At 64.0% G+C, this 22,120-nt stretch carries 22 protein-coding genes and 2 pseudogenes; 9 read left to right on the plus strand and 15 right to left on the minus strand.

All coding sequences use genetic code 11. The features are described from left to right. Nucleotides 1–19: 19 nt before the first annotated feature. The 5 genes from QTI68_RS10000 to QTI68_RS40140 are packed head-to-tail and all read right to left on the minus strand — an operon-like array spanning nt 20 to nt 4,584. Nucleotides 20–790 carry an ABC transporter ATP-binding protein gene (locus QTI68_RS10000; RefSeq protein ID WP_286521279.1) on the minus strand — a complete coding sequence of 257 codons (771 nt, stop codon included), beginning with the start codon at nt 788–790 and terminating at the stop codon, nt 20–22. A 10-nt stretch (nt 791–800) separates the two neighbouring features. Then, nucleotides 801–1,601: an alpha/beta fold hydrolase gene (locus tag QTI68_RS10005; protein ID WP_286521280.1), complete on the minus strand. Its 801-nt coding sequence runs from the start codon at nt 1,599–1,601 to the stop codon at nt 801–803. After that, entirely contained in the window at nt 1,598–2,008 is a 411-nt protein-coding gene (locus QTI68_RS10010; RefSeq protein ID WP_286521281.1) for a VOC family protein, read from the minus strand. The genes QTI68_RS10005 and QTI68_RS10010 overlap by 4 nt, the downstream gene beginning before the upstream one ends. Before the next feature lie 42 nt (nt 2,009–2,050). Next, complete coding sequence (locus QTI68_RS10015; RefSeq protein WP_286521282.1) at nt 2,051–3,673, minus strand: FAD-dependent monooxygenase; 1,623 nt, start codon at nt 3,671–3,673, stop codon at nt 2,051–2,053. Nucleotides 3,674–3,705: 32 nt separating this feature from the next. Next, on the minus strand, nt 3,706–4,584 hold the full coding sequence (locus QTI68_RS40140; RefSeq protein ID WP_353506408.1) for a hypothetical protein: 879 nt from the start codon (nt 4,582–4,584) through the stop codon (nt 3,706–3,708). A gap of 78 nt (nt 4,585–4,662) precedes the next feature. Between QTI68_RS40140 and QTI68_RS10025 the strand changes: the two genes are divergently transcribed. Beyond that, entirely contained in the window at nt 4,663–5,637 is a 975-nt protein-coding gene (locus QTI68_RS10025; protein ID WP_286521283.1) for a LysR substrate-binding domain-containing protein, read from the plus strand. Nucleotides 5,638–5,760: 123 nt separating this feature from the next. Here the strand turns inward: QTI68_RS10025 and QTI68_RS10030 are convergent, their stop codons facing one another. Next, the gene (locus tag QTI68_RS10030) at nt 5,761–5,994 is read right to left on the minus strand and encodes a P-loop NTPase family protein (RefSeq protein ID WP_286521284.1); all 234 of its coding nucleotides are present in this window, start codon (nt 5,992–5,994) and stop codon (nt 5,761–5,763) included. Nucleotides 5,995–6,115: 121 nt separating this feature from the next. Between QTI68_RS10030 and QTI68_RS10035 the strand changes: the two genes are divergently transcribed. Beyond that, the gene (locus tag QTI68_RS10035; protein ID WP_286521285.1) at nt 6,116–6,364 is read left to right on the plus strand and encodes a hypothetical protein; all 249 of its coding nucleotides are present in this window, start codon (nt 6,116–6,118) and stop codon (nt 6,362–6,364) included. A gap of 26 nt (nt 6,365–6,390) precedes the next feature. Here QTI68_RS10035 and QTI68_RS10040 read toward each other — a convergent pair whose 3' ends face one another. Then, the gene (locus QTI68_RS10040) at nt 6,391–7,398 is read right to left on the minus strand and encodes an NADP-dependent oxidoreductase (RefSeq protein ID WP_286521286.1); all 1,008 of its coding nucleotides are present in this window, start codon (nt 7,396–7,398) and stop codon (nt 6,391–6,393) included. 4 nt (nt 7,399–7,402) lie between these two features. After that, complete coding sequence (locus tag QTI68_RS10045) at nt 7,403–8,371, minus strand: polysaccharide deacetylase family protein (RefSeq protein WP_286521287.1); 969 nt, start codon at nt 8,369–8,371, stop codon at nt 7,403–7,405. A 139-nt stretch (nt 8,372–8,510) separates the two neighbouring features. On the opposite strand from QTI68_RS10045, the gene QTI68_RS10050 reads away from it, so the two are divergent. Both QTI68_RS10050 and QTI68_RS10055 read left to right on the plus strand, forming a co-directional pair. Next, a complete protein-coding gene (locus tag QTI68_RS10050) occupies nt 8,511–9,503 on the plus strand; it encodes a helix-turn-helix domain-containing protein (RefSeq protein ID WP_286521288.1) in 993 nt (330 codons plus the stop codon). Between the two features lie 846 nt (nt 9,504–10,349). Next, complete coding sequence (locus tag QTI68_RS10055; protein WP_286521289.1) at nt 10,350–11,039, plus strand: LysR substrate-binding domain-containing protein; 690 nt, start codon at nt 10,350–10,352, stop codon at nt 11,037–11,039. A 6-nt stretch (nt 11,040–11,045) separates the two neighbouring features. Here the strand turns inward: QTI68_RS10055 and QTI68_RS10060 are convergent. Then, nucleotides 11,046–11,940: pseudogene (locus tag QTI68_RS10060) on the minus strand (LysR family transcriptional regulator). Between the two features lie 98 nt (nt 11,941–12,038). Here QTI68_RS10060 and QTI68_RS10065 point away from each other — a divergent pair. The 5 genes from QTI68_RS10065 (at nt 12,039) to QTI68_RS10085 (ending at nt 16,650) form a co-directional block, all read left to right on the plus strand. Beyond that, nucleotides 12,039–13,112 (plus strand): alkene reductase, encoded by a 1,074-nt coding sequence (locus QTI68_RS10065; protein WP_286521573.1) that lies wholly within the window; start codon nt 12,039–12,041, stop codon nt 13,110–13,112. Nucleotides 13,113–13,141: 29 nt separating this feature from the next. After that, nucleotides 13,142–13,966: a pirin family protein gene (locus QTI68_RS10070; RefSeq protein ID WP_286521290.1), complete on the plus strand. Its 825-nt coding sequence runs from the start codon at nt 13,142–13,144 to the stop codon at nt 13,964–13,966. A gap of 64 nt (nt 13,967–14,030) precedes the next feature. Further along, the gene (locus QTI68_RS10075; protein WP_286521291.1) at nt 14,031–14,636 is read left to right on the plus strand and encodes an isochorismatase family protein; all 606 of its coding nucleotides are present in this window, start codon (nt 14,031–14,033) and stop codon (nt 14,634–14,636) included. Nucleotides 14,637–14,977: 341 nt separating this feature from the next. Continuing rightward, entirely contained in the window at nt 14,978–15,931 is a 954-nt protein-coding gene (locus tag QTI68_RS10080; protein ID WP_286521292.1) for an alpha/beta fold hydrolase, read from the plus strand. Between the two features lie 374 nt (nt 15,932–16,305). Continuing rightward, on the plus strand, nt 16,306–16,650 hold the full coding sequence (locus QTI68_RS10085) for a hypothetical protein (protein WP_286521293.1): 345 nt from the start codon (nt 16,306–16,308) through the stop codon (nt 16,648–16,650). A gap of 796 nt (nt 16,651–17,446) precedes the next feature. Here QTI68_RS10085 and QTI68_RS10090 read toward each other — a convergent pair. The 6 genes and pseudogenes from QTI68_RS10090 to QTI68_RS10115 form a co-directional block, all read right to left on the minus strand. Continuing rightward, nucleotides 17,447–18,172: a class II aldolase/adducin family protein gene (locus tag QTI68_RS10090; protein WP_286521294.1), complete on the minus strand. Its 726-nt coding sequence runs from the start codon at nt 18,170–18,172 to the stop codon at nt 17,447–17,449. A gap of 495 nt (nt 18,173–18,667) precedes the next feature. Then, nucleotides 18,668–19,048 carry a maleate cis-trans isomerase family protein gene (locus tag QTI68_RS10095; RefSeq protein WP_286521295.1) on the minus strand — a complete coding sequence of 127 codons (381 nt, stop codon included), beginning with the start codon at nt 19,046–19,048 and terminating at the stop codon, nt 18,668–18,670. Between the two features lie 138 nt (nt 19,049–19,186). Further along, complete coding sequence (locus tag QTI68_RS10100; protein WP_286521297.1) at nt 19,187–20,479, minus strand: porin; 1,293 nt, start codon at nt 20,477–20,479, stop codon at nt 19,187–19,189. A gap of 379 nt (nt 20,480–20,858) precedes the next feature. Next, a pseudogene (locus QTI68_RS10105) lies at nt 20,859–21,014 on the minus strand (transposase domain-containing protein); the annotation flags it as partial. 76 nt (nt 21,015–21,090) lie between these two features. Next, complete coding sequence (tnpB, locus tag QTI68_RS10110; RefSeq protein ID WP_286521298.1) at nt 21,091–21,423, minus strand: IS66 family insertion sequence element accessory protein TnpB; 333 nt, start codon at nt 21,421–21,423, stop codon at nt 21,091–21,093. Then, nucleotides 21,420–21,767, minus strand: a complete 348-nt coding sequence (locus QTI68_RS10115; RefSeq protein WP_286521300.1) for a transposase — start codon at nt 21,765–21,767, stop codon at nt 21,420–21,422. Before QTI68_RS10115 ends, tnpB begins: the two co-directional genes overlap by 4 nt. Nucleotides 21,768–22,120 lie beyond the last annotated feature (353 nt).

Here is a 22,120-nt window from a genome sequence, read left to right on the forward strand (position 1 = left end):
TTCTGGAGAGGGCGGGGGTTCAGTCGAACGAACCGGTGTGGTCGAACAATTCACGGATCTGGTCTGCGACCTCGGCGAACGCGGGGGTGCCCATGGCCTCCATGCGGCGCGGCCGCGGCACGCGCACCGGGATCACGCGCTCCAGCGTTCCCGGCCGCGGTGTCATCACGAACACCACGTCGCCGAGGAAGATGGCTTCGGGGATGGAGTGCGTGATCAGGATTACGGTCTTGCCGCTTTCGGCCCAGATGCGCTGGAGTTCCAGGTTCATCTGCTCGCGCGTCATCGCGTCGAGCGCGCCGAAGGGCTCGTCCATCAGCAGGATCTTGGGGTCGTGGAGCAGCGCGCGGGCGATCGAGGCACGCTGCTGCATGCCGCCGCTGAGCTGGCGCGGCAGCTTGTGCTCGAAGCCCTCGAGCCGCACCAGGCGCAGCAGATCCATGGCGCGTTCGCGGGCCGCCTTGAGGTCCAGGCCCAGCACCTCTGCCGGCAGCATCACGTTCTCCAGGATGGTGCGCCAGGGCAGCAGGATGGAGGACTGGAACACCACGCCCACGTCGCGCCGCGTGCCGCGGATCGGCTGGCCGTCCATGACCACGCTGCCCTCCGAGTAGTCGAGCAGCCCGGCGATGATGCGCATCAGCGTGCTCTTGCCGCAGCCGCTGGGGCCGACGACGGACACGAAGCTGCCCTCGGCGATGGAGCAGTGGATGTTGTCCAGGGCCAGCACGCCGCCCGCACGACGGTCGCCGAAGGTCTTGAACAGTCCCTTTATCTCGATGTAGCTCATGATGGATCCTCTATGCGGCCGGTGCGTCGATGAAGTGGATGAGCGCCTGCGCGACCTCGGCCGGCGCCTGGATGCAGGTGGCATGGCCCACGCCGGCCAGCAAGGCGGTGCGGCTGTGCGGAATCAGGCCGGCGAGCGCGAAGGTCAGCCGCGCCGGCACGACTTGGTCGCTGTCGCCGGCGATCAGCAAGGTCGGCGCCTGGATCGCCGACGGCGGGATGTCCGGCCTGTCGGCCACGGTCGCGGCCCGGCGGGTGGAGCGCTCCGATTCCGGTTGCACGGCGGCGAACCAGTCGCGCAGTGCAGGCCGCTCGGCCAGGCAGGCCGGCGGAAAGAACATGCCGGCCAGTTCATGTGCACTGTGCGGCAGCCCTGCGCGCAGCGCGGCGATGCGCCGGCTGCCCTCGGGGTAGGCCGTCGCCAGCGCCTGCGGCAGCGCCCAGGTGCTGCCCAGGACCAGGCGGTCGACGCAGTGCGGATGCCGGACCGCCAGCACCTGCGCGACGCGGCCGCCGAACGAACTACCGAACACATGGGCCCGCGCATGGCCCAGTGCCGCCAGCAGGTCGCGGGCATCGTCCGCCAGTTGCTCCAGCGTGGCCGGCACCGGCGGCGCCTCGGTCTCGCCGCAATCGCGCTGGTCGTAGGCGATCACGGTGAAGCGCCGCGCCAGCAGCGGCGCGATGGCGTCGAACATGTGGCGCGAAGCTTCGGCGCCGTGCACCAGCAACAGCGGCGGACCTTCCCCCTGGATGGTGCAGGCCGTGGCGGCGTCGCCCGTGGCCACGGTGGTGATCATGGTGGGTGTCACGCGGGCCCCTCCTCGTCGAGCCAGAAGGTCAGCTCGATCTTCAGGCCCTTGGGATCGCGCACGAACAGCTGGTGCAGCGGCCAACCCGGCACCGGCGCCTCGTCGCAGGCGATGTCATGGGCGGCGAAGTGCGCGCGCGTGGCGGCGAGACCGTGCGCGCGGAACGAGACATGGTCCAGCGGACCAGTCAGCGGCACGCCTGCCGGCGGCGCCGGATCGGGCACCTCCGCGATGGCGTAGAGGTGTACGATCGGCTGGCCGCCCGCATACAGCCAGTAGCCGGGGGCCGGGATGTCGGCGCGCGCGCCAACCGTGAGGCCGATGTGCTGCGTGTAGAAGTCGCGCAGCGGATCCAGTTCGGCCGTGGTGCAGCGGATGGTGTAGTGGTGCAAGGCGCTGACGGGCATGGGGCGCTCCTCGAGGAAATGGCGGGGTCGGAAGATTCAGACTCAGACGGCACCGAGCAGCCGCTCCAGCACCCCGGCAAGTTCGGCAGCGGGGTCGGTCGGCGTCCAGGGCATGCGCCAGGCGACGTGGCCATCGGGGCGCACCAGCACCGCACCGTGTAGGCCCAGCAGCAGGCCCTCGGACACGCACTCGCCCTCCATCTGGCGGACCTCGATCGGCAGCCCGCGCCGTGCCGCGACCGCGGCGGCAGCCTCCTTCCAGGCGTCGGCCTTCAGGCCCACGACCAGCACGAAGTTCCGGTCGAACCAGTCCAGCGTCGAGCGGCGCCGCGCCAGGTCGAGCCAGATGTGCGGGAAGCGGCCGCCCGGCCGGTCGCTCGGCTCGTAGGTGCTGGTGCGCAGCGCCGGCTTGGCCGTGCCGTCGGGGAGCACCGCGCCCTCGTCGTAGCTGAAGCCCAGGCTCTGGCCCACGCTGTGCACGTGGTTGTTGGTGTCCTTGATCCAGAAGTTGATGCGGTCGATGTTGCCGCTGCGAAAGGCCTTGTCGGTCTCCCGAAATCGCATGGTGTTGGCGTAGCTGAAGTCGGCGTTGGACTCGGCCACGGGCCTGCGCTCCTGGTCGTAGCTGTCGAGCAGCCCCATGCCGGCCTTGCCGCGCAGCACCAGGTCCAGCTTCCAGGCCAGGTTGTGCGCGTCCTGGATGCCGGAATTCATGCCGTAGCCGCCACTCGGTGGAAAGCGGTGCGCGGCGTCGCCGACCAGCAGCACACGCGACTGGCGGAAGCTGCTGGCCACCTGGCGGCTCAAGCGCCAGATCGAGCGGTTGATGACCTCGACCTCCAGGTTCGGCAGGCCGGTATGGATGCGCGCCAGCCGCACGACTTCCTCGTCGGTGCGCGGGCCGGACCGTTCGTCTGATTCGGTGCCGATCTGGATCAGGCTCAGCCAGCGGTCCCGGCCATTGGTGTTGAGCACCGAGGCCATCGGCAGCGCGGGGTCCTTGGGCACGACGCGGAAGGCAGCCGTGTTGGCGGCGCCGCGGATGCCCGACAGATCGGCCTTCCAATACTCGTTGGCCATGACAGCCATCGTGGCCGGGCCGCGCATCTCGATGTCGGTCAGGCGGCGCACGCTGCTGCCGGCGCCATCGGCGGCGATCAGGAACTTGCTGTGCCAGACGGCGGTCTCGCCGTTCTTGAGGTTGCGCACGGTGACCTGCACGCCACCGGGTTCCTCGCTGTGCTCGACGAACTCTGTCGAGAAGTGGATCTGGGCGGTCTGCGACTGGCGCGCCAGCGCCAGCAGTTCCTGCTCGACCACGTCCTGCGACAGGATGCACTTCCAGGCCGGCGTCTGGCCGAGGTTGGCCTCCGGCATGGTGCGGCCGTACTCGTGGCCTGCCATGGCCTCGACGAAGGTGAAGAAATCCGACTGGTCTGGCAGGCCATGGGCGCGCATGCGATCTTCGATGCCCCACTGGCGGAAGATCTCCATCGTGCGGCTCCAGCAGCCGCGAGCCTTGGGGTGGTCCGTGGTGCTCGATGCGCGTTCGACCAGCACATGGTCGATGCCGAAGCGCGACAGCAGGATGGACATGGACAGGCCGACCGGGCCGCCGCCGACGATGAAGACAGCAGTGCGCTGGGGTGTGGAGGTGGATGACATGGTTGCTCCAAGGAAATGAGCGTGGGGAGGAATCAGGCCGGCTCGGCGTCCAGCGTGTAGTGCAGGCCAGGCGCCGGCGTCACCCAGCGCGCAGCCGCGGTGGCCAGCAGGCGTGCAGCCAGGATCTCCTGGTCCTGCCAGCACCCGCGCGTGCCGAAGACGTTGAATGTCGCAACGCAGTGCTTGCCTTGCAACAACGGCACGTTGATCGCGGCGTTCAGACCGAGCGGCGCCATGTGTTCGTAGTCGTCGAACAGTTCGGCCAGCATCGGCGCGCCTTCGGCGACGAACACGCGTCCTTCGCCGAACAGCGTGCGTGTCCAGCGGTTCAGGAGCTTGCGCTTGCGGCCTGCCACGGGGAACTGGCCGCCATTGGACGAGTAAATGCGGCGCAATTGCACCTCGTTCGGGGGGTCGTCCGCCGTCGTCACGTTGAGGTTGATGCTGAACTCGCCGGGGCCGACGAGCAGGCGGCGGTAGGCGTCGACCTGACGCATGGCGCTGTCGAGGTCCTGCGCCTGCGACAGTTCGTCGAGCAGGTTTAGGCAGACGGTGACGGGAAGCATGGGTAAAGTTCTCCGTAGAGTGAATTCAGCAGCCGCGGCGTAGCCCGGCGCCTGTTCGAAGCCGCGTTGCGCGAACGCGACTGGCGTGGCCGGCGCCGACGCCCAGGCCTGGACGTCGACGCAACGCGCTGGCTGGTCGATCGCGCGCCACTGAAGGATGGGCACCACGTCGCCGGGGCCGTTGAACTGAGGCTCGACCACCTGCAGCATGAGGCCGCCGGCGACCGTGGCGCGGCGGGAGGCGTTGCCGGCGCGCTCCACGCCCGTCGCCGCCCGCGAGGCCGGCCGGTGAGTGGAAGAAGCGACGCCGAAGACGTCGATGATGCCGGGGCGTGTCGTGAACATGCCCGAAGTCTAGAAGTCTAGATTTCTTGTTTTAGCCTATATTTTGATTGATCCATAACCGAGAAGTTATACAACTTCATGACAGCCCCGATCTCCAACGACCGCAGCGACAGGCTGCTCCACGCGCTGCAGTCGCGCCTCAAGCTGCGGCACCTGGCCCTGCTGCAGTCCATCCAGCGCAACCAGACGCTCAGCCGCGTGGCACTGGAGCTGCGGCTGAGCCAGCCCGCCATCACCAAGAGCCTGCACGAGATCGAAGACATCTTCATGGCGCCGCTGTTCACGCGCACGCGGCGCGGCCTGGTGCCCACGCCATCCGGCGAAGCCGCGCTGCACTACGCGTTGGTATCGCTGGCCGAGCTGGAGGCGGCCAGCAAGATCCTGACGGCCATCGACACCGGCCTGAGCGGCCGGGTCCGCATCGGCATGACGCCGCATGTGCCGGAAGCCCTGCTGTCGGCCAGCGTCACCCATCTGCTGGGCCAGAGTCCGCGCGTGGCGGTGATGACCAAGGAAGGCACCACGGACGAACTGGTGGCAGCGCTGGGCGCGCGCGAACTCGACTGCGTGATTGGCCGTTCGCTGCACGCCCACACCGACATTCAGATCCTGCAGGAGGCGATCTATCAACAGGTGCCCTGCCTGCTGGTACCCACACACAGCCGGGCCAGGCTGTCCCGTGGGCCGTTGGACTGGCGCCGCCTGGCCGCGCTGGACTGGATCATGCCGCCGCCCAACACGCCCATGCGCCGCACCTTCAATGCGATCTTCCTGGGCGCGGGCGTGGCACCGCCCGCGCCGATGGTCGAGACCTCGTCGTTGCGGACCATCGAGGCGGTGCTGCGCAGCGAACGCAACGCGATCACCATCCTGGCGCGCGACGTGGCGGGGGAGATCGGGCAGGATGGCACGTGTGCGCCCCTGTCCTACGCGCTGTCGTGGAACCTGCCGCCGATCAGCTTCTTCGTCACGCAGGGCATGGCTCGCCAGCCCGTCGTGCGCCAGCTGGCCGTGGCGATCCGCGAAGCCGCGCGGCTGCTGCCGGCTTCGTGAGCCGCGGCCCGCAGATGCGCAGCCCGCAGCCCCCTCGGGCTGGGGCTGGCACCGGACGCCGGCCACGGCACGAAGCGCGAGCGCTTAAGCTCGCCCCCTACCACTCAGCATCTCGAACCCATGTCATCGACCTTTTCCCATCGACCGCGGGCCGACGCGCGCAAACCAGTCCGCAAGGGCGCGCAAGAGCGATACGAACTGCTGCTGGACGCCACCGACCGTGTACTGGCGGATGGGCTCAATGAAGACGTGAGCCTGGCCCAGATCGCGGCGGTCGCCGAAGTGCCGCTGGCCTCGGTCTACCACTTCTTCCCGAACCGCAATGCGGCCTTCGTCGCGCTGGCACAGCGCTTCCATGCCGAACTGCGCTACCTTGCCAGCCAGCCCCACCAACCCCCACCCACCAGCTGGCAGGACATGGTGGCCATGAACCAGCGGCGCGCTGCCGCCTACCTCAACGCGCGCCCTGCGGCTTTTCATGGGCGCCGGAGTCAGCGTGCAGGTGCGCAACACCGACATGCTGGGCAACGCGGCGCTCACGCGCATGCGGGTCGACCAGTTCAACCAGCTGTTTGACATGCCGCGCGTGCCGGATCTCGAGTTGCGCCTGGCCATCGCGCTGGCCGTGTCCGAAGGCGTCTGGACGCTCTCGGACAGCTCGCACAAGCGCATCACCGACGCCTTCATCGAAGAGTCCGCTTCGAACCCGAACCCGTTCACTATGTGACCCGGTTCAAGTTCGTTCATGCCGGCTCAACGAACCCGCACGATGACCTTGCCCACGTTGCGCCCTGCAAACAGTTGCTGCAATGCATCCGGAAAGTTCTCGATGCCATCCACGCAATGATGTTGGCAGTCGAGCCGGCTCTGCGCCATCCAACGGCTCATGGCGGCTATGGCGACGGGAAACTTCGCCTCGAAGTCCCCGACCAGCATGCCCCGAAGAGAAGCCCGTTGCATCAACAGGTTCAGATAGTTGCCAGGTCCTTGCACAGCCCCCAGGTTGTCGTACTGGGAAACTGCGCCGCACACCACGATCCGCGCGCCCAGCCCGATCTGGGCTAGCGCGTCATTGAGGATGTCGCCGCCGACATTGTCGAAGTAGACGTCGATGCCGTAGGGGCACGCGGCGCGCATTTGTGCCGCCACGTTATCGGCCTTGTAGTCGATGCAGGCCGTCGCGCCAAGTCGCCGCTGCACAAAATCGCACTTGCTCGCTCCGCCAGCAATGCCGATCACACGGCAACCCATGATCAGGGCAATCTGAACCACCATCTGCCCGACCGCACCGGCCGCGGCCGACACCACGACTGTTTCCCCGGGCCGGCAGCCGCCCACCTCCAGCAGCCCGAAGTAGGCAGTCATCCCCGGCGCGCCCAGTGCCGACAGCTGGTAGATCAGCGGCACCGCAGAGGCATCGACCACGCGGACTTGGTCGCGCCTGGCCAGGGCATGGCTCTGCACGCCCAGGAAACCGACGACCGAGGTGCCTTCGGGCAGGCTCGGGTCGCGACTGGCGACCACGCGTCCTGCGGCCCTCGCACGCATGACATCGCCGACTTCGACCGGGCTCGTGTACGTCGGGGTGGCGCCGATCCAGCCACGCATGGCCGGATCGACCGAGATGTACTCGTTGCGCACGAGCACCTGACCCTCGCCGGGTGTGGGCGGCGACGCCTGCGTCAATTGCCAGGTCCGCGCGTCAGGTGTCCCCGTCGGGCGTGCAGCAAGGCGAACCTGGGTGCTAGCTTCCTCGCGCATGCGATCAACTCCAGTCCCACTCGTATGTTCCACCGGCCCGTTCGCACATCTTGCGAAGTATGGCGTCGTAGAAGGCCATACTGTCCATTCCGGCTCGGGGCGAAGCTTCCAGCACAGCCTGCATGAGCTCCGGCGGCACGTACTCCGCGGGCAGGCCCTGCGCAAGTGCGAAGCGCTGCAAATGGTTCACGAACTTCGGTGATGCACGTGGCATGGCGCGGTGAGCGACGTCCTTCATGGCGTGGTCCAGGCTCACGAACCGGATCCCCAGATCTTTGAACGCCGTGAGGATGTCATCCAGCGTATCCATCGCGATCGCAGAACCGTGGATCAGCCAGATGTAGGGGATGTCACGGCCGAATATCTGGCGGGCCACCTTTGCGTGGTTGCGCAACTGCACCACGGCGGTGTTCACAAAGCTCGTTCGCAACGCTTCCACACTGGGCATGTCCTTGTTGAGCAGGGCCCGGGTGTAGGGGACGATCCATGCGAAGTCGCCGAACCAGGCGGTGATGGGCGCATTCGTGTAGCCCTTGAGCGCGAGAAAGTCTTCCACTTCGCCACGCTTGGCTTCGGACTGGCCGCTCATGTCCATCGTATAGCGGAAGTACCGGCCGGGCGCCTTCTCGATCAGATCACCGATGACGTCTTCCGACCGCTGGATGTCCTCGCAATAGTTCTTGGCAGACAACCAGTTTAGGCAGGCATGGCAGTGCGTGTGGTTGCCTAGGTGGTGACCGCTGGCTACCCAATGCGTCAAGACTTCTTTCAGCCCGTGGTCCTTGTCCAGTGGCGAGGTGTGCGCGAAACCGTAGACGCCGCCGATCTGATGTTTTGCCAAGGTCTGAACCATGGCGGCCACAATGCCCTCCCGCGCGTACCCAGGCGGCAGCGGCGCTTCCTCCCAGATTAGCAATTCGTCGACCGTAACAGCCACCTCGATCGGCAGCAGCTCGTTTGATAGGACGCTCATGAAAGTTGTCTCCTGCATTGAAGTTGTTCGTGTAATGTAGGGTCGGCGCTAGTGGAAGATTTGCGTCTACGCGTACACTTTCTTGTTCTCTGGCGAACCGTGCATTCGAGGAACGTCATGACTTGTCAGGAGAAGAGCCGTGCTCAATGTCAGTCAGGCTACCGAGGCGCCCGTACTGTCTTTCTCCACCGAGAGAGTGGCAACCACACGGCAACTCGACGCATGGAAGCAGGTCGTTGTCGACCTCCACGGGCAGATGTGTTTCGAGGGCGCGACGACCAACGGCTATCGCGGCACGCTGGCTGCGAGGCGCAGCGATGCCATCCAGCTCGTGGAGTTCAATGCGGCGCCCACGGCCAGTTCAAGGAGCAAGAAGCAAGCTGGCTCCGATGCCATCTGCCGGTACGAACTCGTGCTGGTGACGAGCGGAGAGTTCGAACTGCAGCATTGCGGTCATCGCATCCGGCTCCAACGCGGTGACGGCGCACTGATCGACATGTCGCGGCCGCACCAGATGCTCTACGGGCAGCCTCTGTCGGCCACGTTGATCGCTTGCGACCGGACGCTTCTGGATGCGAAGCTGCCGGGCGTGACGCATGCCTGCGGTGTCGGATTTCCGCGAGACAGCGCCACCCTGGCGGCCCTCCTCGGCTACGCCGACACCGTGCGGGCCAATCTGGACCGGTGGCAGGCTCACGAATTCCAGTGTGTGATGGCGCATCTGGTCGATCTCGCCGCGCTCATGCTCGACGGGCAGAACGACCTCGGCGGAGCGTATCCGGCGACGCAGGCGGCGCTGCTTCATCGCCTGAAGCAGTTCATTCACGCCCACCTGTCCGACGACGATCTCACACTCCCCCACGTCGCGGCAGCCAATGGCATATCGACGCGTTACATGCAGAAGATTTTTCAGGTCGCGGGCACTTCGCCGCGGGAGTATCTGCTAGAAGCGCGGCTCCTGCTTGCGCGCACGCTGCTGCGCCAGCGGCCCTTGAGGCATTCGGTCTCCAGCATCGCCTACATGGCCGGCTTTGGCAGCGCCAGTTATTTCAGTGCGGCCTACAAGCGCCGGTTTGGATTGGCTGCCCGGGACGATGCCAAGGAAAGGTGTCAGATCAACTCGAAGTCATGAAGCATGCGGCCAGTGTCACTTTATGACTTCTTCCGGCGTGCGGTTGGAGCGTCGCCCGGAATGAGTCAAGGCCAAAGGTAAGGGGACAGCGAGCACACGTTGATGCTGAGTCGGCGATGTAGGAGGCGCCCAGGAGCGCCGACTGCTCGCCGATGTCGATCGCGAGCGGGTGGCCGCGCGCCAGGCCGCCGCAGAGCTCGCTAAGGAGCGGAAGGCCCGCGCAGCGGACCTCGACGCAGCCCGCACAGCGCAGGCAGCGGCAGAGCAGGCGTTACTGGCCGAAAAGTCGGCGCACCGCGAGGCGGCCGCCGCCTGGTCCCGCCAGGAGCAGGAAGGCCTCGTCGAACGCGCGACCCTTCGAGAGCGTGCCGCCGGGGCGGAGCAGCGCGCCAGCGACCTTGCCGCCCAGTTGCACGCCAGCAGGAGCAGGCCGAGCGGGAGATTGGGCAGCTGCGCGACAGCCAGGCGGCGACGGCTGCTGCCTTGCGCCAACTGGAGGCGCACCGCGTCGGTGTCGGAACCGAGACGTATGTTTTCTCATACGGTATGGTTTTTCATGCGGCACTCGGCCTGGGCAGCATGCAGCCCAACGGACCGGGGACGGACTCAGGACATAGCCTCCTAGTGCTTGGTTCGAGGGGAGAGGACCTATTGGACCCTGAGATGAAAAATGAGCTCTTGAGGCCCCACAGAGCGACAGCGGGGAGCCCTCCCCTCTCGAAAGCAGAGGCCTTCCGCTCGCGCCCCCCTCCTCTGTGGCGACAAGTTGCGAGCGACAGAGCGTCGATCGCCTTGATGCCGGATGAGCAGAGAGGAGATTAGAGGCGAATCGCTTTGCATTATCCCTTGCACATCGCGCCTCTGGCCGAACTGCAGGCAGAGCCCAGTGGCAAGGTGCGACTGAGCTGCCCGGTGGTCATGGCACAAAGCCTCCTGGCCCCCATCCTGCCGGCTTACTTGGCACAACATCCCAAGGTCAGCCTGTTCGTGGAGGCCACCGACAGGTCGGTCGCCCAGATTGAGGAGCGATTCGACCTGGTGTTGCGGGCCCGGCCACAGATGGACGGTGATGCCGGCATGGTTGTGAAGACGCTGGGAACGGCCCGACGAATCCTGGTCGCCAGCCCGGCCTACCTTGACCGCAACGGCAGGCCTGCCAACCCATCAGAGATTTCCAACTTCGACGTGGTGAGCCAACTGGGCGACCAGCAGGACGGCGCGGCGGTCTGGTCGGTCACGAGCAGCGCCGGCGAGCAGGCCCGCGTCCGTCTCAGCCCACGCCTCGTTTCCAGCGACCTGCGGGTGCAGCACCAGGCTACGCTACATGGCATCGGCATCGCGCTGATGCCCGAACCCATCGTCGCCGAGGCGCTACGCAGCCGCGCGCTCGAACAGGTGCTTCCGGAGTGGTCTGCCGGCGAGAACCTGATTCACCTCGTGTATCCGCCGCCACGCGGCATGCTGCCGTCCGTGCGCAGCCTCATCGACCACCTGGTGGAGCATCTGCCCAAGGCCATTCACGATACGCCGGGTTAGCCGCGTTCAAGCCTGCGCCGACGTGTCGCGCTGGCCCAGGCGCTCCTGCAGGAACTCGATGAAGCGCTGCACTTTGGCGGGCAGTAGTCGCGTTTCCGTCAGCGCGTAGACCGGCGTCGACTTGCCCTCCCAGTCCGTCAGTATCCGCTGCAGGCGGCCTGCGGCCACATCCTCCGCCACGATTTCCACGGGCAGCAGCACGACGCCCAAGTCCAGCGTGGCCAAGCGACGGAACATGCCGACGCTGTTGACCAGAAAGCGCCCGCCGACCTCGACCTGGACGGATTCGGTGCCACGGTGCAGTTCCCAGGTCGCGGCCTTCGCAAAGCCAAGGCACTCGTGCTGCGAGCGGTCTGACGGATGGGTTGGCTCGCCCGCGACCGTCAGGCAGCCAGGCGAGGCATAGGCCTGCACCGACAGCCGCGCCAGCAACCGGGCAATCAGGTTCGAGTCGGGCAGTTCGCCCATGCGGATGGCCACGTCGAACGGCTCGGAGACCAGATCCACACGCCTTGGCGTCAGGTCGAAGTCGAAGGCGATGCCGGGATATCGGCGCGCAAATTCCGCCACCAGGGGGCGCCATGTAGATGGTCGCGAAGTCCACCGGTAGCGATGCGCGCAGAACGCCGCTGGGCTGAGCCAGCATTTCTCCCAACTGCTCGTGCGCGATGCGGGCCTCGTCCACGATGCGCCGGCAGCGCTGGTAGTAGACCTGACCGGCCTCGGTCAGCTCGACCTTGCGCGTCGTGCGATGCAGCAGTCGCAAGCCGATGGCCTTCTCCAGCGCGCTGATGCGGCGCGACAGCGTCGAGTTGGGCGCCCCGGTCACATCGGCAGCCCCGCGAAAGCTGCGGGCGTGGGCCACTTCCACGAACAGCGCCATGTCGTTCAGCAATTCCAAATAGATTGCGCCAAATTTGAACCAATGTTTGCCAATTTACCGTATTTATCTCTCAGTGGGAATAAACGAACATTAGCCACCAAATTGAAGGATTGACCATGAAGCAACTTCTCACCCCCGTCCGCATCGGCCGCCTCGTCGCCCCGAACCGTGTCGTCATGGCGCCGATGACCCGCTCCCGCGCGAGCGACGGCGGCGTCGTCGGCGATATGACCGTCGCCTACTACGCGCAGCGCGCCAGCGCCGGCCTCATCATCACGGAGGGCGTGTTCCCCTCCGCCATGGGCAGGGGCTACGTGCACACGCCGGGTATCGAGACCGACGCGCAAGTTGCCGCCTGGAAGAAGGTGACCGAGGCCGTGCACGCCCGCGGCGGGCGCATCTTCATGCAGGTCATGCACTGCGGCCGGGTCTCGCACCCCTCGCTGCTGAACGGCGCCGCCCCCGTGGCCCCTTCTGCCATGAAGCCCGAAGGACAGGCCTGGACCCCCGTCGGTCAGGTCGACTTCGTCACGCCACGCGAGCTGAGCCTGGAAGAGATTGCCGGTGTCATCGACGACTACCGGCAAGCAACCCTGCGCGCCATCGACGCGGGCTTCGACGGTGTCGAACTGCACGCGGCATCGGGCTACCTGCCGGAGCAGTTCCTGTCCTCCGGCAGCAACCAGCGGCAGGACCTGTACGGTGGCTCGGTCGAGAACCGGGCGCGCTTCGTCCTGGATGTGCTCGACGCCATGGCGGCCGAAGCCGGTGCCGACCGCGTCGGCATCAAGATTTCTCCGGAGATGAACTACAACAGCATCTCCGATGCGGCTCCGCAAGAGACCTACACCTACCTGGTCGACAAGCTGAAGGGTTGGGGCCTGGCCTACCTGCACGTGGCCCTGTTCGGCACGACAAAGGTCGACTATCACGCGCTGCTGCGTCCACAGTTCGAAGGCGCGTACCTCATTGGCAGTGGTTTGACGCAGGAGAGCGCAGAGACGCTGCTGCAGGAAAACAAGGCCGATGCCACCGTGTTCGGCGCGCCGTTCCTCGCCAATCCGGACCTGCCGGAACGCTTCCGTCTGGGCGCAGAGCTCAATGCGCCGGACCGCACCACCTTCTTCGCACCGCCGAACGCCAAGGGCTACATTGATTACCCCGCGCTAGTCCCTGCCGAGGTCGATTGAAGTGGCTTGATGCCACGGGAGCCTATGCCATGACCGCCACCATCGCCCGCATGCAGCGCGCCAATCGGGGAACGCAGTTCCGCGCCTACCGCCTGCACGGCGCTGACCCCGCGCAGCTCGACCCCTTCATGGGCATCGACGCCTGGATGAGCGCACCCACGTTCCCGCCACATCCTCATGCGGGATTCTCTGCAGTGACCTACCTGTTTCTCGATTCGGAGACGGGCATTGCGAACCGCGATTCGCAGGGCAACAGGACCCTGATCGAACCCGGTGGCCTGCACTGGACGGCCGCAGGGCGCGGCGTGGTGCATGAAGAGAACCCTGCGGTGCTGGGGAGCACGACGCACCTGCTGCAAATCTTCGTGAACCTGCCTGAAGACCGCCAGACGGAGGCGCCGTTCGCGTTGACCTTGCGGCCACAGGATGTGCCCGTCGTGCAGCGCCCCGGTGCGCGTGTGCGCGTGCCCTTGGGCAGCTTCGGTGGCGTTCGCTCGCCACTGACACCGCCGACCGACGTCACCTTGCTGGACGTCACGCTGGAGGAAAACGCCGAACTCGAGGTGACCGTCCCAGCGGGGCAGCGCGCCTTCTTCATGCCGGTCTTCGGCAGCGCCGAAATCGATGGCCAGAGCTTCGGCCTGGACGACCTGGGGGCGCCCATCACGCCGACCGGCGCCGATGCGACGGCCCACAGGCTCGTGGCCAAGGCGGGCAGCGCCAAGGTCGCCGTCTTCATCGGCAAACCGCTGGAGCAACCTGTCCTGTCGAATGGCCCGATGGCCTTCGCAAGCCGGGACAACCTGGCCGCAGCGGCGGCCGCCTATCACCGTGGCGATATGGGAAGCCTGTAAGGGGCAGCCACACACTCCGGGGCAGGTGGCCCATCCGCCCCATTCACATCCAAGGAGCTACATCATGAAGTCTGAACAATTCACCGCCGAGAACTCTGCTTTGCTGCTCATCGACCACCAGGTCGGCACCATGCAACTCATCAAGAACATCGACAAGGAACTCGCTGCCAAGCAGTCGATTGCCTTGGCCAAGATGGCGAAGATTCTGAACATGCCGGTCGTCATCACGTCCAGCCAGGAAGACCGGGCGCAGGGCCCCATCCTTCCGGAGATTGCGCAAATCCTCCCGGAAGCACATGCGGCACGCGTCAAGCGTCCGGGCGTCGTCAACGCCTGGGCCTACCCTGACTTCAAGAAGGCCGTGCTCGCGACTGGGCGCAAGAACCTCATCATGGCCGGCGTGACCACCGACGTCTGTCTCATCTTCCCTGCCATCGACGCAGCGAAGGAAGGTTTCGGCGTGCAGGCCGTGATGGATGCATCGGGCTCCCCGAGCGATTTGAGCGAAGAGTTCTCGCGCCAGCGCATGCACGATGCCGGTGTCGTTCTGACCGCCACGAACACGCTTATGGCGGAAATCGCGCAGGACTGGTCCACCCCCACAGGCCAGCAGCTCATCGGGTTGCTGTTCTCCGACGTGTTCCCGGCCCTGGGCGCCAGCATCTCCTGAGCCATACCTGAGACGGCCGCATCGTGCAGGACAGCTGATGGATGCGTTAGAGCGGTACCGCCGGCTCTGCGACCGAATCGCGCAGAGGCCGGCGGCGCCGCCAAGGTTTAACCGCACTCGGAAGCGTTCGAATGCGCCCAATCCCTTGGAGTGGAACTACGATGCACTCACGACCGGATTGCCGGGCAGCCCGCGATCATTGAGGCATACGGAGACTTCATTGCCTACGCTCTGAAGCATCCCCACGCGGTCTTCATGCGAAAGGACGAGATCGCGCGTTGGGCCATGGCGCATGGCCGATACACCCACAGTGAGCCGACGAATTGGCCAAAGGAACTGAAATGACCTCCACGACAAACCTGCGCAGGACTGATGCCTACGGTACGGTCCATGGTGTCCCCCAACTACCCGATGGTTTCACCAGCGTCTTCGACAGCTACCTCGTCCAGAGCGGCATGCTGAACCTGCATGTCGTGATCGGCGGCGAGGGCCCGCCGCTGCTGCTGCTCGGCGGCTGGCCGCAGAGCTGGTACACGTGGCGGCACCTGATGATGCCCCTCTCGAAGCGTTTCACCGTGATTGCGGCGGACCCGCGCGGCGTGGGCGTCTCCGACAAGCCCGAGGGCGGTTACGACTCCACAAGCCTGGCCGGTGACATGTTCGCGCTGATGGATGCGCTGGGGAACGACAGATTCGCCATGGTCGGTCACGACATCGGCATGTGGGTGGGCTATGCCATGGCCCACGAGCAGCCCAGGCGCATCGTGCGCATCGCGCTGGGCGAGGCGAACATCCCCGGCATCTCGTCCTCCCTGCCGCTGCTTCCTGAAGCACGCGGCGTGAGCGACTTCCTCTGGCACTTCAACTTCAACCGCGCCTTGGGCGTGAACGAGGAACTGGTCGTCGGACGCGAAGCCATCTACTTCGGCCATCAGTTCGAGACCAAGGCCGCTTCGCCCGAGGCCATTCCCAAGTACGCCAAGGATTTCTACATCAGCCTGCTGGCCCGGGACCGCAACGCACTGCGCGCGAGCTTCGATTACTACCGCGCCCTCGACGAGGTGATCCCGCAGACGCGTGAGCGAATGAAGCGCAAGCTCACGCTGCCGGTGCTGGCATTCGCCGGTGAATTGGCATGCAACACGATGGTGGAGGACGAGCTGCGGACGGTGGCCGAAGACGTGAGCTCAATCATCATCCCCGGCAGCGGCCACTTTCCCGCCGAAGAAAAGCCGCAGGAACTGCTGCAGGCTCTTGAAAGGTTCCTGGAACCTTATGCGCGCAGCGGCGACTGAGGTTCGGGTGTGTCAGCGCCGGTTGAACTTTGACCGGTGGATCAATTTTCGGCCGGCGCCAACACGAGTACACCTTGATCGGCGAGAGCAGGTCCCGGCACGAGTTGGAGGATCTTCTCGACGAGGTGGAAAACGAGGAATGGGAAACCCTGCGTCACTACCAACCCCGATCGCTTCGACCGGCGCGCCGTCAACCGAAGGCTCGCCGCCTCGGCTGCGCAATCTCAGGAAAGGTAGGCCCCCATGAGAGTCACCGTTCAGGTTCGCATTAAGGGAGCAGCGTCGCGTCCCTCCACCGTGCGGCTTCACACCATCGATGGTCCATGTGACCAGGTGCAGGACGTCGGACTTGCCCTCGGCGACCCAACGTTCAAATGAACCCAAATGCGACTTCCCCGTATCTTTGGACAACTGAGTCCCTCACCTGGTCGGGGGAATCGTTCGCCGAACAAGAGGCGGCAAGACTTTGGTGGTACCTGCCGGTGGCGCTTCAAGCCATCGCAAGAAGAGAAATTGGTGCGGGCAACACCCCGAAGGCTTTGCAGCTCGACCGTAAGACGTTCGTGTCAGTCATGACGTTTTCCAAGCCGCCATCGGTGCCATTCACGCCCGAACCCGGTGTCTCCGTGCACACCACCTATGCGCCAGGGAACTACTGCTATGACGGCACCGCATGCACGTACGAGCTGACCAATTCCTCGCGGATTTCTATGCTTTGACGACCCAGCCTATGGAGATGATTCCTCGGTGGACTGAATGGCAGTAGAAGACGGTCATCGACCGGTTGAATCCGCAGCCAGCAGTAGACCTTCGAGCGTCCCTCAGAATATCTCCCCCGAGGTGACCGTACTGGCTGACGGTCAAAATGAGGCAAACAGATAAAGGGCTCGTGTGGGCGGCGAAATCCTATTCACCATTGGGGCAATGCTGGGCGGAGCAGCGCTCCTGCACCTAATGTATCGAAGCTGGCGAGCCTCGACTCGCCCTTACGCCCTGCCAACTCTTGCATGCTCGGTTGGGGCAGGTTTTTGGTTCGGCTATGACACGCCGCTTCACAACTACTGCACCTTCTTCTTGGTGGGCTTCTTGCTTGGGGCCATCGTCTTTTGTCTACACGCCGCAGCCATCAAGGCGCTCATTGAGAGAGTGCGATAAGGTCCCAGCCATCCTCATAAGATGAGGCGAGGAGCTTCGAGGCTGGAAGGACGACCAAGCCCAACGGCTGCTTCCGAGCAAGGCGTACGGCGGCTACGGGGCCCACTCCGGCTGTACAGATTTCTCCGAAGCGGCTGTTCGTTCCCTGCTCGTGGGAGTGAAATGGGTCGACTAAAGACTCCTGAGCATGGCTCTACGGACCTCACGTCGCCCTTTATTCGCCCTCCAATTTGCGGAAGACAGGGCTTCCTTGCCTTGGGCGACTGTTTGACTCTTTGCGGATCTATTTAGTTGTTTGCACATTTAATAAGTTGTTCGCGCATCTATTTACTTAGAACAAGGAGGACATCCCTCTAGAGCTTACTTGTCCAGGTCGATTTCTCCGAGTCGCTTGACCCAAAGGTTCCATGAGCGCGGAATCTGCCCATCGTTCATGTCCGACGAAAGCTGGGCCTCCTCCTTGTTCAGGAAAGTGATCTCGCCCAAGCTGCTGGCCGCAAGTTGCAACTTGGCGTTGACTTCAGCGTAGATTGCACGGTACACGGCCTGCTCGAGCGACGTGCCGACGACCGTGGAGCCATGGCCACGCATCAGTACGCAACTGTGGTTGCCAAGCGACTTCGCCAAGGCCGCACCGAGATAGGAACTGCTGATCAGCATGTCGGTGTTGCCACCCGCTTCACGGATCTCGAAGTGCGCCGATCCTTCGCTGAGGAAGCCTGACATGTGAAACACTGGCTTCAGCGCGTTCTTGGTGATCGCGAACGGGATCACGCTCTGCGAATGGCTGTGCACAACGGCCATGACATCGGGCCTGGCACGGTAGATCTCGCCATGGATAAAGCGCTCCAGATAAGGTCGCTCCTTCTGTTCCGACAGCGTAGTGCCATCGTAGTCATAGACCGTGATGTCCTGTCGGCGCACCATCCCTGGCGCGCGGTTGCACGAGAGGAGGAAGGCGCCTGGCTCGCTGTCGTGACGCACGCTGACGTGACCGAGACCATCGACGATGTTCTGGTCGTACAGGATGCGACTGGCGTACACAACGCGGTCGACGAGGTCTGAGGAAGGCGGTTGGATAGGCATTGTTTGTTCTCCTATATTAGTGCGGTGCAAGCCTGAGGAAGCGTCCGGACTAGGTTGGTACGCATTGTTCGCCTAAGCCCTTTTGCGTGCAACCGCACAAGCTGACAACAAATATCGCGTTTCTCCGTAGCGGAGAAAAGAAAATGGAGGTCCCACGGTGGCAAAGCCTGATCTTGAATGGTTTGACTGTGTTCGACGAGGTGTCTAAATCCGCGAGTGTCTCCAAAGCGGCTGAGCGACTTGGGATGCCATCCGCCGCACCATGCCGCGCTCCGTGCCTAGACCCACGCGACCAACCTGCGGCTCCTGGGCGGCTACCGGACCATCGCGCGGGAACAGCTAGCTCCACTGCTGGATCTCAGACCGCCCCATCCGGCGCGGTGGTGAAGTGATTGCGGCGGAGAGCCTGCCTTCCATCCCAACGGAGTCATGTAGACCCTCCTCGGCTGAGTGAGGCATGCTTCGACAGAAATTCCACCTGTCTGCATGCCGGATTCAGATGGGATCGGCACTGGCGAGCAGGCGACCGTAGCCTGGCACCTCGGTGGTCACACCCAGCTTGCGCATGCAGTACCAGGCCACAGCCGAATTGCTGGTAATGACAGGCCGCCCCAGGGACTGCTCCAGCGACTCGACGGCTTCGGCGGTTCGCACGGTAGTGCAACTCAGGACGTATGCGTCGGATTGGGCATGGGCATGGCTCAGAGCAAAAGCCTGCCAGGCCTCGGGTGTGACAGCCATAATTTCGCGGCCGGTGCTGCAACCCAAACCAGCGTTTCCAAGGACGTCGAACCCGCGGTGCACGAAGTAGGCTGCCTCCCGCTCATTGACTGCCGCCAAGTAGGGCGAAAGCAGAACCACACGGCGGGCTTTCAAGTCCTCCAGGGCAGGTCACCCCAAGGTTGACTTGCACGCGCGGCCAGGAAGGGCTTCCCGGCGAGTGAGGAATGGTCACCCCACTCTCGTGGGGTGGTCTTTCTTGCGTACAACGAATGTTGCAACACCGGTACAAGGTCAGAAGACGTGCCTCAGGCCAAAATCGTAGCCCGTCGAGCTGGACGCTTGAGGCGTGAATCTGACTCCATTCACGGTGATCGGGGTCGTATAGAAATTGGGCCCCCCCACGGCAAGTCCGGCACCATCGGAGTTGTTAATACGTGCGATCGTCGCATACAGGGCCGTACGCTTCGACAAATTGTGAACGTAGCCGAGAGCCCACTTGTCAGCCTTCGGTTCCGCAAACAATCCCGTCAGTTGATTGATTCTGGTCGTATTGTCGTACTTGATGGTCGAGTACGAGAAGCGAATCAGACCAGGACCGACAGGAACCGTTCCACCGAGGAGCCACCCGTTGGCGCCTGGTTCGCGAAACGCGAACGGATTGGTGACGCTGTTGACAACACTTGAGGAACTATCGTTCTTGAGCTTGTTGTTGGAGTATTCTCCGAACAGCTTTACCACACCAAAGTCCCAAGAACCGCCCAGATTCCAGATATCGAGCGTTTGGGTAGTACCGGCAAAGAAGTTGGATGCCAGGGTGCTTTGACCGTATGCCAAGGCGACGTCCACAGGGCCCTTGGCATAGCCCACGCGACCACCGATGTAGCGCCCAGCACGCGCATTGTCCCCTGCTGCGGAGGGATTTGCGATGAAACCAGCGGCGCCGGGGGGCGTTAGCGTACCTGGATCGTAGCTAGTCTTTTCGTTAAAGGCGTACAGCACCTGACCATAGAAGCCACCAAGACCGGATGGCAGAAAATAGCCGATGGAGTTGCTTGCTCGGGCGTACATTTGATTCGCGGTAAAGCCGCCTGGCGACGCAGTACTGAACCCACCATTGGCGTTATAGATGATGCTGGCGCCGACGCCAGCGGCACCCATCGGGTCGAAGATGGTGTCGTTCAGGTAGGTCGGAGTAAAGTCTCGGCCAAGGCGGACTTCGCCGAACGTACCCGAAAGACTCACTGTCGAACGACGATTGAAGAAGCCAATGACGGCAGGTCCGGAGTTGGCGACGTTTCCGCCGATAGTGCCGTCATCGTTGCCCAAGCTCGACTCCAACCAAAATCCGGCTGCGAGACCTCCGCCCAGATCTTCAACACCGCGGAAGCCGAGCCGGCTCGGCGTAAGGCTCGAGTTGGTCAGCCTGGTCGAACTCGTCGTGACGCTCGTGCCGAGGGGCGTTTCAGACTTGTTGCTGAAGCCGCTGACTGCGGCATCCACCACGCCGAACATAGTCACGGAAGATTGGGCCGAGGCAACACCGCCCACAGTCAATACGGCCAAGGCTACTAGCGATTTTCTCATTGCGATTCTTCTCCTGGTTTTAGGGGTACCGACTGAACGCCATGTCCGAGTGCAATCGGTCGATCAGGCGGACGAAGAATTATATGTAGCCCCCTAACTATTTAGGTCGACAACTAAGCATATGTGCACAGGGAAAACACCGCCTTGTGACTTCGGTGCGACGGAGTCCGGCCTGAAACCTCTCGCTAACCCGCATTGATTGGAGATTCAACATTGAAGAAAACGTGAGAGCCCCCTGAAGACGCCATCATCGCCTTCTCTTTCGCTTAGATAGCGTGGATCGAGCTGGCAATCAACGTCTTCATCGCACGACGCGACGTATGCGTCTGGCCAAGTCACCTTGCCCCCGAGCGGGCGAGCGTGTAGTCGGCGGCTGCGTTTAGGCCGACGGCATCCAGCGGTACGGCAGCAGGTCTTCAATACGGCTTGCCGGATGAGTCGGGAGCCGCTCGAGCACATCCTTGAGATACGCATAGGGCTCGTGCCCGTTGATGCGCGCTGAGTGCAGCAGGCTCATGATCGCCGCCGCCCGCTTGGAGTGTGATCGTCGCGCCTCACCGCGTCGATCACATCGGCATATCCAGCAATTGCCAAGCCTCAAGGGCCTTGACTCAGATCACGCGAATGATGCCGGCTTCTCCCAAGCGCTGCCACGGCAGGCCCAGCACCAGCGCATCGAACTGCGTTCGGCTCAAGCTTAGGGTGTGCGCGCTATCAGCCGACCAGACGAACTTGCCCGCGTTAAGTCGTCGGGCCGCCAGCCACATGCCGATGCCGTCATGCACAAGGACCTTCATGCGGTTGGCTCGGCGGTTGGCGAACATGTAGGCGTGATGCGGACGGGCTTCACCGAACACCTTCACCACGCGGCCCAATGCCGCTTCAGTGCCGGCGCGCATGTCCAACGGTTCGACCGCCAGCCAGATGGCCTCGATGCGGATCACCGCAGCAACTCGCGCAGCCACATGCTGCACTCGGTGGCAAGTGCCGCCGGCCAAGTCACCACGATGGTCGTGGAACCTCGTCTGACTTCCATGCGAATGTCGCTCGCTGGCGTGACCGGTGCAGGCAGTTGCACGGGCACGAAGGACGACGACGCAGCCTCAGTGCTGGGCAAAGCCTTGCGAGCGGTGCCTTCCGCCACTCCGCCAGGCGACACTTCCGCGTCACGCACCCAGCGGCGCAGAAGGTTTGCATTGATGCCCAGCGCCATCGCCCCGGATGCCATAGAGACACCGGGCTGCGCCGCTGAAGCGACCGCATGGGCCTTGAATTCGTCGCTATGCAACCGGCGGCGTCGCCGGTCGCCCGAAGCCTGAGGAGCGATAGTGTGTACGTGTCCACCAACAGTCGTAGTGGATACGAGCATCCTTTGCTCCTAAGCCGCATTCAAGATGGGTTTGCCGGACGCATACGACGCGACCTACTCATGTTGTCTTGCATTGCACATTGGAGAAGACATCAAGCTATGCCGTGACTGATGACCAGAACGCCCCGCTGACTTGGATGCGACGGAGCGAATCGTCGCGTGAGGGGCAAAGTGCAGCATGCCTTCGATCACAGCGGGCCGCTGCGCGGTTGCGCCTCAGATTCACCTCATCTTGTGCGTCGAAGTCTCCGCTGTTGGCTGCGGACGAAACG

It is taken from the genome of Variovorax sp. J31P207 (genome assembly GCF_030316965.1).
Classification (GTDB): domain Bacteria; phylum Pseudomonadota; class Gammaproteobacteria; order Burkholderiales; family Burkholderiaceae_C; genus Variovorax; species Variovorax ginsengisoli_B.